The 14,153-nt window shown below is 64.7% G+C and carries 12 protein-coding genes and 1 tRNA gene; 6 read left to right on the top strand and 7 right to left on the bottom strand.

From position 1 onward, the window contains the following. Positions 1-31: 31 nt before the first annotated feature. The 4 genes from ACNHGR_RS18580 to ACNHGR_RS18565 all read right to left on the bottom strand — a co-directional run bounded on the left by ACNHGR_RS18580 (position 32) and on the right by ACNHGR_RS18565 (position 4,879). Positions 32-2,086, bottom strand: coding sequence for a dipeptidyl-peptidase 5 (locus ACNHGR_RS18580; protein WP_475287967.1), 2,055 nt, complete (start codon positions 2,084-2,086; stop codon positions 32-34). A 96-nt stretch (positions 2,087-2,182) separates the two neighbouring features. Then, a complete protein-coding gene (locus tag ACNHGR_RS18575; RefSeq protein WP_475287965.1) occupies positions 2,183-2,665 on the bottom strand; it encodes a DUF2497 domain-containing protein in 483 nt (160 codons plus the stop codon). Positions 2,666-2,735: 70 nt separating this feature from the next. Continuing rightward, positions 2,736-4,226, bottom strand: a complete 1,491-nt coding sequence (locus tag ACNHGR_RS18570; RefSeq protein ID WP_475287963.1) for a TolC family outer membrane protein — start codon at positions 4,224-4,226, stop codon at positions 2,736-2,738. A 20-nt stretch (positions 4,227-4,246) separates the two neighbouring features. After that, positions 4,247-4,879, bottom strand: a complete 633-nt coding sequence (locus ACNHGR_RS18565) for a protein-L-isoaspartate O-methyltransferase family protein (protein ID WP_475287962.1) — start codon at positions 4,877-4,879, stop codon at positions 4,247-4,249. A 202-nt stretch (positions 4,880-5,081) separates the two neighbouring features. On the opposite strand from ACNHGR_RS18565, the gene ACNHGR_RS18560 reads away from it, so the two are divergent. The 4 genes from ACNHGR_RS18560 to ACNHGR_RS18545 all read left to right on the top strand — a co-directional run bounded on the left by ACNHGR_RS18560 (position 5,082) and on the right by ACNHGR_RS18545 (position 7,521). Then, a tRNA-Cys gene (locus tag ACNHGR_RS18560) sits at positions 5,082-5,155 on the top strand. A 74-nt stretch (positions 5,156-5,229) separates the two neighbouring features. Continuing rightward, on the top strand, positions 5,230-5,904 hold the full coding sequence (locus ACNHGR_RS18555; protein ID WP_475287960.1) for a glutathione S-transferase family protein: 675 nt from the start codon (positions 5,230-5,232) through the stop codon (positions 5,902-5,904). A gap of 5 nt (positions 5,905-5,909) precedes the next feature. Continuing rightward, complete coding sequence (locus ACNHGR_RS18550; protein ID WP_184270397.1) at positions 5,910-6,560, top strand: hypothetical protein; 651 nt, start codon at positions 5,910-5,912, stop codon at positions 6,558-6,560. Positions 6,561-6,675: 115 nt separating this feature from the next. Continuing rightward, positions 6,676-7,521, top strand: coding sequence for a sulfite exporter TauE/SafE family protein (locus tag ACNHGR_RS18545; RefSeq protein WP_184270393.1), 846 nt, complete (start codon positions 6,676-6,678; stop codon positions 7,519-7,521). A 106-nt stretch (positions 7,522-7,627) separates the two neighbouring features. Here the strand turns inward: ACNHGR_RS18545 and ndk are convergent, their stop codons facing one another. The 3 genes from ndk to ACNHGR_RS18530 all read right to left on the bottom strand — a co-directional run bounded on the left by ndk (position 7,628) and on the right by ACNHGR_RS18530 (position 10,224). Continuing rightward, positions 7,628-8,050, bottom strand: a complete 423-nt coding sequence (gene ndk, locus ACNHGR_RS18540; protein WP_004210674.1) for a nucleoside-diphosphate kinase — start codon at positions 8,048-8,050, stop codon at positions 7,628-7,630. A 187-nt stretch (positions 8,051-8,237) separates the two neighbouring features. Beyond that, positions 8,238-8,675, bottom strand: coding sequence for a DNA polymerase III subunit chi (locus ACNHGR_RS18535; protein ID WP_184270390.1), 438 nt, complete (start codon positions 8,673-8,675; stop codon positions 8,238-8,240). 103 nt (positions 8,676-8,778) lie between these two features. Further along, positions 8,779-10,224, bottom strand: a complete 1,446-nt coding sequence (locus ACNHGR_RS18530) for a leucyl aminopeptidase (RefSeq protein WP_475287957.1) — start codon at positions 10,222-10,224, stop codon at positions 8,779-8,781. Positions 10,225-10,398: 174 nt separating this feature from the next. Between ACNHGR_RS18530 and ACNHGR_RS18525 the strand changes: the two genes are divergently transcribed. Further along, on the top strand, positions 10,399-12,678 hold the full coding sequence (locus tag ACNHGR_RS18525) for an LPS-assembly protein LptD (RefSeq protein ID WP_475287955.1): 2,280 nt from the start codon (positions 10,399-10,401) through the stop codon (positions 12,676-12,678). An 86-nt stretch (positions 12,679-12,764) separates the two neighbouring features. Beyond that, on the top strand, positions 12,765-14,150 hold the full coding sequence (locus ACNHGR_RS18520) for a peptidylprolyl isomerase (RefSeq protein ID WP_184270380.1): 1,386 nt from the start codon (positions 12,765-12,767) through the stop codon (positions 14,148-14,150). Positions 14,151-14,153: the final 3 nt, after the last annotated feature.

Genomic DNA, 14,153 nt, shown 5'->3' with positions numbered 1-14,153 from the left:
TAATGCGCCTTTCCATAAGGTTCCAGCGCTTTTACTTACCCGTCCACTTGTCCAGCCAGCCGAGCGCCTCGCCATACCATTGCAGCGAGTTCTTCGGCTTCAGAACCCAGTGATTTTCGTCGGGGAAGACCAGCAGCTTCGAGGGGATATCCCGCCGCTGGAGCGCGGTAAAGGCGGCCAGACCCTGTGTGTAGGGGATGCGGAAGTCCTTCTCGCCCGTTACCACCAGCATCGGCGTCTTCCACGCGGCGACATGATTGACCGGGTTCCATTTCTCGAACTCCTCCGGCTTCTCATAATAGGGGCCGCCATGCTCCCATTCGTCGAACCAGAGTTCCTCGGTTTCATAGGCCATGGCGCGGGCGTCGAACACGCCGTCATGCTGGACGATGCACTTGAACCCGTCGGCCCACTGCCCCTCGATCCAGTTCATCATGTAACCGCCATAGCTGGCGCCCAGCGCGCAGGCGTTGGTTGCGTCGACCTCCGCATCCTTGGCCGCTGCGGCGGCAAGGCCCAGCTTCAGGTCTTCAAGCGGCTTGCCGCCCCAATCCTTGTTGATGGCGTCGGTGAAGGCCTGCCCATAGCCGGTGGAGCCATGGAAATCGACGATCACCGCTGCATAGCCATGCGCCGCGAACGCCTTGGGGTTCCAGCGATAGGACCATGAATCGTTGAAACTGCCCTGCGGCCCGCCATGCACCAGAAAAGCGACCGGCAGCTTCTTCACCGTGCCGCTGGCGGACGGGTTGAGGGGTTTGACGATCTGCCCCCAGACCGTGTCGCCATTGGCGCCCTTGAAGCTGAACCGCTCCACCGACACATCGTCCACGCCAGCCAGCTTGGCCGCGTTCACATCAGTCAGGCGAACGGGCTTGCCCCCAACACCCTTGCCGCCCGGCATCTTCCAGAAATCGGCCGGCGACTGGATGCTGTCCATCGCATAGACGAAGCCACCCTGCGGCAGCGACACCACGCTGCCGGCATGCCCCTTCTGCGTCAGCCGCACCACCTTGCCCGACATGGCATCGACCCGGAACACCGGATTGTCGAGCACATCATTGGCGGTGACGAGCAGCCCCTTGCCATTCGCCTCCCAGGCGATTGACGCCACAGAGCGGTCCCAGCCCTCGGTCAGCGCCTTCGTCTCGCCGCTGGCAATGTTGCGCAGCATCAGCACCTGCCGGTCAGCCTCATAGCCCGGCCGCTTCATCGCCACATAGGCGAGCCACTGCCCATCGGGCGATACGGTCGGCAGCGTATCGGTCGCATCATTGGCTTGCGTCAGGTTGGTCGGCGCCGCACTGCCATCGGCCGGCACCGAGAAGATGTCGAGATTGGTCGACAGCGGCTCGATCCGCCCCGCCTCGCGCAGTGCGAAGAACAAGGTCTTGCCGTCCCTGCCCCACGCAATTTCCTCCGCGCCGCCAAAGGGCTTGGACGGGCTGTCGCCAACCAGCCCGCCCATGACCGACACGGCAGGGCCGCCCGCGACCGGCATCACGAAGATCTGCGAGCGTTGCCCGTCCGCCCATGTATCCCAATGGCGCACGAATAGCTGGTCATAGACGCGGCCCGATCCCGCCTCCCTGGGCACATCGGCCTTTACATCGTCGATCGTTTTCGCACCGACAGGGCGATCGGCCCACAGTGCCACCTTGCTGCCGTCGGGGCTGAGCAGGAAACCGCTGATGCCGCCCGGCGCCTTGCTGACCTGCACCGGCTCGCCGCCGCTCAGCGCCACGCGCCACAGCTGGTCGTCACCACTGGCGTTGGACTGGAAATAGAGCGCCGTGCCATCAGGCGAGAAGACCGGCGACACCTCATTCTTGTCAGGCTTCGACGCGATCAGCTTCGGCACCTGCCCGGCCTTGCTGATATCCAGCAGATACAGGTCCATCCGCCCCTTGTTCGCGGCCAGATCGGTACTGCGCAACTGATAGGCCAGCCATTTGCCGTCCGGCGACACGGCCGGTGCGGCGATGCGGTCCAGCCCCACCATATCGGCCGGCGTGAACGGACGCGCCAGCGCAGGCGCGGCGGTCAGGGCCATCGCGCCAACCGCTGCGAGCAGGAAAGTCTTCATGGAAAATCACCCTTGGATCATGCAGGCGGCGCACGATCGGCGCCGTCAGGATGCCAAGGGTCTAGGCCGCCGCGAAAGCGACCGCAAGAACGCGAATCAGCGTCCGGTGATGCGCGAAATTTCCTTCGCCACCATCTCTTCGACCATCGAAGGCAGACGCGTGTCGAGCCATTCCTTCAGCATGGGCTTGAGCATCGCGCGGACCAGCCCTTCCAGCGTATTGTCGCCGCCATCCTTGGGCGTGACCAGCATGGAAGAGAGTGCCGACAGCGAATGACGCGCGGCGACTTCGCTTTCCACCGAAAGGATCGAATCGTCCGCGTCAGCGGCGTTCACGGTCTTGGGCGTGGCTTTGGGGGCGGGCACGACTTCCTCCTCCGCAATCTCGTCGGTCAGTTCCAGCACTTCTTCGACGACGGGTTCGATGTAGACAGGTTCCACCGGCGCGGGCGCGGCCTTTGCCTCGGCCCGCATGCGGCGGGGTGGGGCCTGCACCGCTTCCTCACCCTCTTCGGCGATGATCCGCTTGATGGACGAGAGTATCTCTTCCATCGAGGGTTCCTTGGTCATGTCACCCATGGATAGTCCCCGTCCAACCCGCATTGCGCATCCTTAACCTTTAAAATTACCCAGCCGGGTTAACAAGCGGTTAAGGCTGCCGTGTAGCGGGCTCGACATTGGCGTTTTGCGCGGGCGTGTCAACGGTCCGCGTCGCAACCGGCGCCGGCTTGCCATCAAAGCTCCAGTCCAGCCACTTGCCCTTCACCCGCTCATAATTGACCATCGGGTCGTAGAGCGTGCCGCTATCCAGCCCCAGATCATTCGCTTCGGCATGGCCCATCGCGGCCAGCACGCTGAAGCCGGCGACATAGGCGTTGCGCTGTGCCGTCACCAGCAGCACCTTCGCATTGAGCGCTTCCTGCTCCGCATTCAGGATGTCGAGGATGGTACGGCTGCCCACGCTGTTTTCGGCCCGCACGCCCTCCAGCGACAGGTTGGCGGCCTCGACCGCCTTCTGATTCGATTCGATGCTCTCCAGCGACGCCTGCCAGCTGGCATAGGCGGCGCGGGTCTGGGAAATGACACCACGCTCCACCTCGATCTCGCGTTCGATCGCCTGCGATTCCAGCGCCTGATTCTGGCGCACCTGCGCGGCGGGGCGACCGCCCTGATAGAGCGGAATGCTCAGCTGCACGCCGGCGGCAGCCTGCTTGTTGACCTGCGGCCCCTCCACGGCATTGCCCTGCGCATCCTGCGCGGTGCCGCCCAGCGTGTGCAGATAGTTGGTATAGCCCGCCTGGGTAAAGCCGGTGACGGTCGGCAATCGCCCTGCCCGCGCCACCTTCACATCATAGCCCGCCGCGACCCGGCTCTGCTTGGCCGCCAATATGTCGGGATTGTCGTTCAGCGCCACCTGCACCGCGATCTGCGGCGTGGCCGGCAGGCCCGGCAAGGCCGGCGGCGCATCCAGCGTGCCGGGCGCCTCACCCACCAGCGCCAGATAATTTTCGCGGCTCGCCACCAGATTGGCTTCGGCCGTCTGCAAATCGGACCGGGCAATGGCGAGGCGCGACTGCGACTGTGCCACGTCGGTGCGGGTCACGTCGCCGACCTCGAACCGGTCGTTGGTCGCCTGAAGATTGATCTCCAGCGCCTTGACGTTCGACTGATTGAGCGAGAGCACCGCATTGTCGCGGATCACGTCCATATAGGCCGCAACCACCTGCGAGAAGATGCTGGCCTCAGTTCCACGCAGATTGGCCTGCCCGGCTTCGACCCGAACCTTGGCCGCCTTCACCCCGTTGCGTACCGCGCCGCCGGAATAGATGGGAACGTTGAGCGACGCCTGCGCATTCACTGTCCGCTGCGGCGAGGTGAAGCTGATCGTCGGCTTGAGGACGCTTTCGGAAAAGCTGCCGGTGACATCCGCGTTGGGACGCCCGGCGGCCTTCTGGATCGGCACATTCTCATCCGTCGCGCGCTGTCCGGCGCGTGCCCCCGTCAGCGTCGGGTTGGACACATAGGCCTTGGCCAGTGCGCCCTGCAAGGTTTCGGCCTGCGCCGAAGCCGTCAGAGCGGAAGACAGCAACAGCAAAGCGGCCGCGGCATGATGCCGATAAAATTTGCGCTTCGCCGTCATCTATCCCCGCCCATCATCTTTCAGAATTCAAAAGCCTTCGGTGCGCCGAACCCCGGCAACACCACCATTTCGATATCGACCAGGCTGTTCAGGCCCAGTACCCCGGCAACCACCCGGCCGCTGCTCAGGCGCGTCACGCCGCGATCCGCGATGCCCGTAACCACGCGGGCGTCATCGGCAAGCTGCTGAACGAGCGTTGCGGGGACTTCCTCCACCGCGCCGTCGATGAAAAGCACGTCATAGGGCGCACCGCCAGCGGCGCCGTCCTTCAGGGGGCCGCGCACGACCGTCGCGCCGGCAACCATGATCTCCGGTCCGCCCTCTTCCTCGACCGCCGTCACCTGCGCACCCATGTCGGCCAGCAGCGCCGCGGCATAGCCGGTCGCGGCACCGACCAGCAGCACCTTGTCGCCAGCGGCAACCTGCGCCTCGCTCAGCAGGCGGCCGGTCACCAGCGGCGGGTTCAGCGCGCGGCCACCCGCCAGCGGGATCGGCCGGTCGATATAGGCCATGGCCCGGCGCTCCGCGGGCACGAATTCCTCGCGCGGCACCTTGGCCATCGCGGCGATGACGCGCTGGTCGTCCACGTCGCTGGTGCGCAACTGGCTTTCGACCATGGCGGTCCGCATCGAAGAATAATTCTGCTCGGTCACGATCATTTCTCGCTTCGTCCAGTGGGCTTGGCACAACTGTATTGGCAATGCAATACACTAAGATAGTCATCGGACCTCTAAATCAGCGCGCGCGCCGCGCCAAGCGGCTTTGCGCGCCATGGCCCAAGATTCTTGACACTATGGCGACATTGGCGGCTTGACTTTGCATCCAAAGCCGCACATTTGCGGCGTCCCACGCCGAGGCCCGATGGCGGAGTGGTGACGCAGAGGACTGCAAATCCTTGCACGCCGGTTCGATTCCGGCTCGGGCCTCCAACTGGCTTTGCCAAATTCCCGGCGCTGGACCTTCCTTCTCGACTTGCCGCGCATCCCCCGTCTAAGAAGACGGGATGATGAAGCTGTTCATTGGCAACAAAGCCTATTCGAGCTGGTCGCTGCGCGGCTGGCTCGCCTGCAAATTGTCCACCCTTCCCTTCGAGGAGGTGGTCGTCCCCCTCTATGACGAGGAATGGGAAAAGCGGCGCGAAGGCGACGAGTTCGCCCCCTCATCCGGCAAGGTGCCGATTCTCTGGGACGGCGACGATGTCGTTGTGTGGGACAGCCTCGCCATCGTCGAATATCTCAACGAAAAGACCGGCGGCGACCTGTTCTGGCCGGCCGATCCGGCCGCCCGCGCCATGGCCCGTTCCATGGCGGCGGAAATGCACAGCAGCTTTGCCGCGCTACGGCGCGAGCACAGCATGAACATCCGGCAAATCTATCCGGCCGTCCCGCCATCCGATGCGGTGACGCAGGATATCGCCCGCATCATGCAACTTTGGGCGCAGGCCCGCGCCCGCCATGGCGGCAAAGGCGACTTTCTGTTCGGCCAGTTCGGCGCGGTCGACGTCATGTTCGCGCCCGTGGTCACCCGGTTCATCACCTATCAACTGCCCGTCGCCCGCTTCGCCGAAGCCTATATGCGCGCCATCATAGCCCATCCCTGGATGCAGGAGTGGATCGGCGGCGCCCAGGCGGAGGACTGGGTGATCGACCGGTTCGAAGCGCCGCCGCAGACGGTGTGACGCCCATGAGCGACACGCCCGATACGCCCAAGGAGGCCCGCGCTGCGGAAGCCGCCGCGATTCGCCGTCGCTGGATCACGCTGGGCGAAGTTCTGGCGGTTCTGGCCGTGCTCATCTCCGCCCTCACCCTCTATCTCAACTGGGCGGACAAGAAGGACGAGCGCGCGGACAAGGCTGCGGAACGGGCCGCCGAAAGTCGCAAGGCCTCCAGCCGCGCCGCCGCGCTGGTGCTGAACGCCGATTCGGTGAAGGATGACCGGATCGCGCTCAGGCCCACCGATCCCGACCAGGTGATCCAGAGCCAGACCATCCTCTTCCCCCGCGCGCTCGGCATTGCGCCGGTCGACACCACCGGCGATCCGCGGATCGAGGCCGGCTGGTTCGACAGTGCGCTCAAAAAGGCACGGGCCAAGGCCAGGCTGCCCGACGACAGCGTCGGCGACGAACGGCTGCCGGTCGTCATCACCACCCGCTTCGTCGTGGGCGGCGACGCGCATGAGAATGTCGCCCTCTACGACATCGGCTATGGCATAGCGGGCCGCTGGATCGCCGGGCACAGCCTGGCGCTGCGCGGCCTGTCACGCGTGGAAACAGTCAGGGGCGACAAGGCCCAGGCGACGGTCGATGCCCGCTGGGCGCGCCTTACCCAAGGATAGGACAAGTCCTGCTTCTCCCCCTGAAACGCGAAAAGAGCTTGTCTTACAGCGTTGAAACGGCTGGAAGAGGGCGCAGGGGATTGCTGAACATGCAGATAAGGAACAGACAGGCGCCATGAGCGTGATGGAATCGATCGACCTTTTCCATGCCATAGCCGGGCTTCTGGTCGGTGTGCTTGTGGGGGTAACCGGCGTCGGCGGCGGATCGCTGATGACGCCGCTGCTGGTGCTGATGTTCGGCGTCAGCGCCAAGACCGCCGTGGGCACCGACCTGCTCTTCGCGGCCCTGACCAAGATCGTCGGGTCGGCCGTCCATGGCAAGCGCGACACGATCGAATGGCCGATCGTCCGCCGCATGGCCGCAGGCAGCGTACCGGCCGCGCTCGTCACCCTGCTGGTGCTCGGCTGGATCGGCGATGTCGGCAAATCGACCGAGCATATCATCCTGCTCTCGCTCGCCTCGCTGCTGGCGCTGACATCGGTGGCGGTGATCGGCCGCAAATGGCTGTTCCGCCATCGCGCGGATCTGGGCACCACCCATTCGGCCGGCACTACATTTTATGGCACCACGGCGCTGGGCGCGCTCATCGGCGTGGCCGTGTCGCTCTCCTCGGTCGGTGCCGGCGCGATCGGCGTGACGGTGCTGCTGGTCCTCTACCCGCGCCTGCCGGTCGCCCGCATCGTCGGGTCCGACATCGCCCATGCCGTGCCGCTGGCGCTGATTGCCGGCACTGGCCACTGGCTGATGGGCGACGTCAACGGCGTGCTGCTGATGAACCTCTTGATCGGCTCCATCCCCGGCGTGATCGTCGGCAGCTATCTGTCCTCCCACGCCCCCGACAAGGTGCTGCAACCGCTGCTGGCCGCCGTGCTGGCGGTGTCCTCCTGGCAATTGTTCGTGAAGGCGCGCACGCCCGAGACACCCAAGGTCGAAGCGCCAGCGCGGGTTCAGCCGCACTGAACCGCACCCCACTCGCTTCAAACCGATGTGGAGCGATAAAGAAAAAGCCCGGCCGTTCCATGGGAGCGCCGGGCCTTTTTTTTGCGTCCTTGCGGACAATCGGTGATTAGCCGACGATTTCTTCCGGCTTGAAGAAATAGGCGATTTCGATCGCGGCATTTTCTTCGCTGTCCGAACCATGGACCGAATTGGCTTCGATCGATTCGGCCAGTTCCTTGCGGATGGTGCCGGCATCGGCATTGGCGGGGTTGGTGGCGCCCATGATGTCGCGGTTGCGGGTCACGGCATTTTCACCTTCCAGAACCTGCACGACGACCGGGCCGGAAATCATGAAGGCGACCAGATCGGCGAAGAAGGGGCGTTCCTTGTGAACGGCATAAAAGCCTTCGGCCTGTTCGCGGCTCATGCGGATGCGCTTGGAAGCGACGACGCGCAGGCCGGCTTCTTCCAGCATCTTGGTGACGGCGCCGGTCAGGTTGCGACGGGTCGCGTCGGGCTTGATGATCGAGAAAGTGCGCGTGACGGCCATAGCCCTCAATACTCCGGATGGTTGGAAATAAAGTTGCGCGCCCTTTAGACGCGGGCGGGCCGGGCCGCAAGAGGCTTCGCTTACGTGCGTGGGCAGGTCGTTCAGGCGGAGTCGAGAAGCGTGATGTTGAGCACCGGAGCGCAGAACAGTGCGCTCGCAGGCCCGGCTGGGCAGCCTGACGACCCGCCTACGGCCCCTGCACCCATTTGCGACCTTCCTGCCGCCAGAAGCGCGGTTCCACGCCTTCCGCCTTGCTCAGCGCGCGCCAGCTTGCCCGCGCGCCCTCGATCGTGTCGGCGTCGAAAAAGTAGAAAGCCCGCTCGAAACCCAACGCTTCCTCGCGCCAGACGCCATCGGCCAGCGCAACATGCCGCGCGCCGTTCGCGGCGTCGCAGGTCGTGGCCAGCAGGATCGGCTGATGCGCCTCCCCACCCTCGCCCGCCCGGCCATGCGCCAGAAAGCTCTCCGGCGCCCCGGCCCACAGGCCCTGCGATATCCGCTCCAGCCGATCGGCCTCCTGCGCCACCACCAGCAGCCGCGCGCCCAGGCCCAGGATGCGCGCCGCGATCGCGGGCAGCACCTGGTCCACGGGATCGCGGCTCAACTGGTAGAAATCGACCTGCATAGGCTCCATCCAAAACCCGTTCGCCCTGAGCTTGTCGAAGGGCCACACTTCTTCAGAAGAGCAAGGCTTCGACAGGCTCAGCCCGAACGGAAGAGAGGTTTGTTTATGCCTCGAACTTCTCGGCCACGAACCGGTCGATCAGGCGCACGCCATAGCCGGTTGCGCCCTTGTCCCAGGTCGCGCCGGGCTTGTCCGCCCACACCATGCCGGCAATGTCGAGATGCGCCCATTTCACGCCGTCCTCGATGAAGCGCTTAAGGAACTGCGCGGCGGTGATCGACCCGCCGAAACGCGGGCCGATATTCTTCATGTCGGCGATCGGGCTGTCGATCAGCTTGTCATAGGCCGGCGACAGCGGGAAGCGCCACAGCGGATCGCCCGCCGCCTGCCCCGCCGCCATCAGGTCATTGGCCAGATCGTCGTCGTTAGAGAAGATACCCGCATATTCGGTGCCGAGCGACACGATGATCGCGCCGGTCAGCGTGGCAAGATCGACGATCACGTCGGGCTTGTAGGTGCGCTGCGCCCAGGTCAGCGCATCGCACAGCACCAGACGGCCTTCGGCGTCGGTGTTCAGCACCTCGATGGTCTGGCCCGACAGGGATGTCACGATGTCGCCGGGGCGCTGCGCATTGCCGTCGGGCATATTCTCGACCAGGCCGCAAATGCCCACGACATGCGCCTTCGCCTTGCGCCCGGCCAGCGCCTTCATCGCGCCGGCAACCGCGCCCGCGCCGCCCATGTCCCACTTCATGTCTTCCATGCCGGCGGCCGGCTTGATGGAAATGCCGCCGGTGTCGAAGGTCACGCCCTTGCCGACGAAGACGACCGGCTTGTCCGACGTGCCACCGGTGCCGTCCCACTCCATCGCGAGCAGACGCGCTTCACGCACGCTACCCTGCGCCACGCCCAGCAGCGATCCCATGCCCAGCGCTTCCATCGCCGCCTTGTCCAGCACGGTGATCTTGATGCCCAGCTCGCTCAGATGCTGGCAACGCTCCACGAAGCTCTCAGGATAGAGGATATTCGCCGGCTCGGACACCAGTTCGCGGGTGAAGGCCACGCCTGCCGCGACCGCCGACAGCTTTTCCCACGCTGCTTCCGCTCCGGCCGCGACCAAAGTCACCGTCTTCAGCGTCGGCTTCGCCTTTTCAGGCTGGCGCGTGCGATAGGTGTCGATCCGCCAGCCGCGCAGCTTGACGCCCAGCGCCAGATGCGCGGCCTGATCGGCGCTCGCCCCGCCGAAAAATTCCACGGCGGCATGGGTCGCACCGCTGGTGTTCAGCTTGGCGGTCAGCGCCGCGCCGGCCTTCTCATAATCCGTCTCGCTGCCAGCGCCCACGCCCAGCAACAGCACGCGCAGCATCTTGCCGCCTTCCTCGATGAAGCTCTCGAAGCTCGTGCCCGTCTCCCCCGTGAAGCGCGACGCAGCGGCACCGGCCGCCAGTACCGGCGCAGCGGCCAGCGGCAGGGCATCGAATCCGCCCTTGGGCACGACGAAGGCCAGCGTGTCTGCTTCGGGGCGGGTCGGGCTGAACTGGATATCCATCGGGGCTCTTTTCCTCTTGTTGCATGCGGCGCGAACCGCGCTCTTGTCTGCCAGATAGTGCGGCTTTCCCCGTCTGGCAAAGCCGTTCGACCGATTTTCCCATGGCCAATGCACGACGGGCGATTGCCCACGCGGCCTCTGTGCGATAGGCGGGACAGCCAGATGCGCCTGTCGATGAGGCACCACCGCTTGCAAAACGCCCTGTTCTCCCTTTCCTTCCGCGCCGCCTTGCTGGGCAGCGCCGCGCTTGGCGCCGCGCCGCACGCGCTGGCGCAGCAGCTGAACGAGCCTGAGCTGAACGAGCCTGCCGCCCCGATCAGCGCGCCCGACGCGCCGGTGCCGGCAAGTGACGACCAGATAGGCTTCGCCGCCGACGCGCTGCAATATGACAGCAATAGCGAGGTCGTGACCGCCAACGGCAATGTCCAGTTGCTGCGCGAGGGCAACCGGCTGCGCGCGGACAAGATCGTGTGGGATCGCAACAGCGGCAAGGTCGAGGCGCAGGGCAATGTCTCGATCATCGATCCGGACGGCAACATCGCCTATGGCGACCGCTTCGACGTCACCGACACGCTGAAGGACGGCGCGGTCGACAATATGCTGCTGGTGCTTCAGTCCGGCGGCCGTCTGGCCTCGGTCAAGGGCACGCGGGTCAATGGCGTCTATACGCTCAATCGCGCCACCTATACCGGCTGCGCGGTGGAGGACAGCCATGGCTGTCCCAAGGAACCCACCTGGCAGATCAACGCGATCAAGGTGGTCTACGACCCCACCCGCGAGCGCGTCACCTACACCAACGCCAATATCGAATTATTCGGCCTGCCGCTCATTCCGCTGCCCGGCCTGTCGCATCCGGTGGGTGAAGGCGGCGGCAGCGGCCTGCTGGTCCCCAACCTGCGCTACGACCGTAACAACGGTTTCGAAGCGGCGCTGCCCTATTATTTCAAGCTGGCGCCCAACCGCGACGTCACCATCACCCCGCATGTCTATACCGGCGTCCTGCCGATGCTGGAGGCCAATTATCGGCACCTCTATGATCGTGGCGCCTACACGATCACCGGCTATGCCACCTATGGCCGACGCGTCGGCATCGGCAGCGACGCGGTATCGACCGACGCCGAAAAGGATATTCGCGGCTATCTCGACGCCAGCGGCAAGATGCAGCTGTCGCCCGAATGGAGCCTGGACGGATCGATCCGAGTCGCCACCGACCGCACCTTCCTGCGCCGCTACGACATCAGCCGCGAAGACCGGCTGCGCTCGACCATCGGCGCCCAGCGGATCGGCGACGACAGCTATTTCTCGATTCGCGGCTGGGCGGTCCAGACCCTGCGCCAGGGCGATTCGCAGGGGCAGACGCCGATCGCGCTGCCCCTCATCGATTATCGCCACCGCTTCACCGACCCATGGCTCGGCGGCGTGCTGCAATTGCAGGCGAACACGCTCGCCATCACCCGCACCCATGGGCAGGATACGCAGCGCGCCTTCGTCGGGGCCGAATGGAATTTGCGCAAGCTGACGGGCCTTGGCCAGGAAGTAACCTTCACCGGTTACCTGCGCGGCGACGTCTATCACAGCAGCGACAATGCGCTGACCTCGGTTGTCAGCTATGCCGGCGATCCGGGCTGGCAGTCGCGCGGCATCGCGGCCGCGGCGATCGACATGCGCTGGCCCTTCGTGGGCGAAGCGTTCGGCGGCGTCCAGCGCATCGCTCCGCGCGTCCAGATCGTCGCCTCGCCCAAGATCGCCAATCTGTCGCTCCCCAATGAGGATGCCCGCGCCGTCGATCTGGAAGACAGCAACCTCTTCGCGCTCAACCGCTTCGCCGGTTACGACCGGTTCGAAGATAGCTCGCGCGTCACCTATGGCCTCGAATATAGCCTCGACCTGCCCAATTTCTCGCTCCAGAGCATCGTCGGGCAAAGCTATCGGCTTGACAGCCGCGAAAGCATCCTGCCCGACGGCACCGGCCTGTCCGACCGCACTTCCGACGTCGTCGGTCGCACCACCGTGCGCTACAAGGATTTCATCGCCCTCACCCACCGCTTCCGGCTGGACAAGGATAATCTGTCGGTCCGTCGGAACGAGATCGACACGACGATCGGCAGCAAGAACACCTATGTCATGGCGGGCTATCTGCGGCTCAACCGCAACGCCATTTCGGGGCTGGAGGATTTGCAGGACCGCGAGGAAATCCGCCTCGGCGCCCGCGCGCAGTTCGCCCGCTTCTGGTCGGTCTTCGGTTCCACCGTCATCGACCTCACTGACACGAAGGAAGATCCGGTCAGCGAAGCCGACGGGTTCGAACCGGTTCGCCATCGCCTCGGCTTCGCCTATGAGGATGATTGCCTTACCCTGGGCTTCACCTGGGTGCGCAGCTATCAGACCAATGGCGACGCGCGAAAGGGCAATGGCTTCCAGCTACGGCTAGCTTTCCGCAATATTGGCATATAAGGAACAGGCTCCCGCATCCCCGTCAGGGCCGGTTAAGGCGGACCCGCGCATCATGCGCTGGTTCGTATTGGAGATTATTGCCGACGATGCTGCCTGCCGTTTCCTCGCCCAACAGCCTGTTTCATGGCGTCCGCTCGGGCTTTCGCACCCTGCTCCTGTCCTCCGCGCTGCTCAGCGCCGGCATTCAGCCGGTTCTCGCGCAGACTGTGGATGACGACGGCAATGTCGCGAGCCAGCAGCTGAACCTGCCCAAGGACGTCACCGTCTTCGGCAAGAGCGATCCCAACGTCCGCAAGGCGACGGCCATCGTCAACAACCGGATCATCACCGGTACCGACATCGACCAGCGCCTCGCCCTCATCATCACCGCCAATGGCGGCAAGGTGGAAGAAGCGGAAAAGGAACGGCTGCGCGTGCAGGTTCTGCGCAACCTGATCGACGAAACGCTCCAGATTCAGGAAGCCGCCGCCAACGACATCAAGATCGACCCGGCCGAGGTCAATCAGAGTTACGAGCGCGTCGCCGCCAATTTCCGCCAGTCGCCGACCCAGTTCGATAGCTATCTGCGCGAACGGGGCAGCTCCGCCGCCAGCATCAAGCGCCAGATCGAGGGCGAACTGGCCTGGAGCCGCCTGCTCCGCCGCAACATCCAGCCCTTCGTCAACGTGTCGGAAGATGAAGTGAAGTCGGTGGTCGACCGGCTGAATGCAGCCAAGGGCAGCGAGGAATATCGCATCGGCGAAATCTACCTGTCGGCGACGCCGGAAAATCAGGACCAGATCGTCGCCAACGCGCGCAACATCATCCAGCAGATCCAGCAGGGCGGCAGCTTCCAGGCCTATGCCCGGCAATTTTCCGAAGCATCGACACAATCGGTCGGCGGCGATCTTGGCTGGGTCCGTCCCAACCAGCTGCCGCCCGAACTGGCACAGGCCGCCGCCGAAATGCAGGTCGGCCAGATCGCCGGTCCGATCCCGGTCGCAGGCGGCGTGTCGCTGCTCTACCTGATGGACAAGCGTAAGGTGCTGACCGCCGATCCGCGCGATTCGCTGCTCAGCCTGAAGCAACTGTCCGTGCTCTTCCCGCAGGGCACCACCAAGGAACAGGCCAGCGCCAAGGCCGCGGCCTTCGCCACCGCGGTCAAGGAAATCAAGGGCTGCGGCCAGGCCAATGAAGTCGGGCAGAAGATCGGCGCCGACGTGGTCGATAATGATAATGTGAAGGTGCGCGACCTGCCGCCGCAGCTGCAGGACATTCTCGCCAATCTGCAAGTGGGTGAATCGACGCCGCCCTTCGGCTCGATCAATGATGGCGTACGCGTCCTCGTGGTCTGCGGTCGTGACGAGCCGGCATCGGCCGGCGCCCCCAATGCCGAACAGATCATGGCCCAGTTGGAAGAGGAGCGGGTCAACAAGCGCGCCCGCATCTATCTGCGCGATCTGCGTCGCGACGCGGTGATCGAATATAACTGACGC

This window comes from Sphingobium sp. RS1 (assembly GCF_056156825.1).
This window is presented reverse-complemented; position numbering and strand designations above follow the sequence as displayed.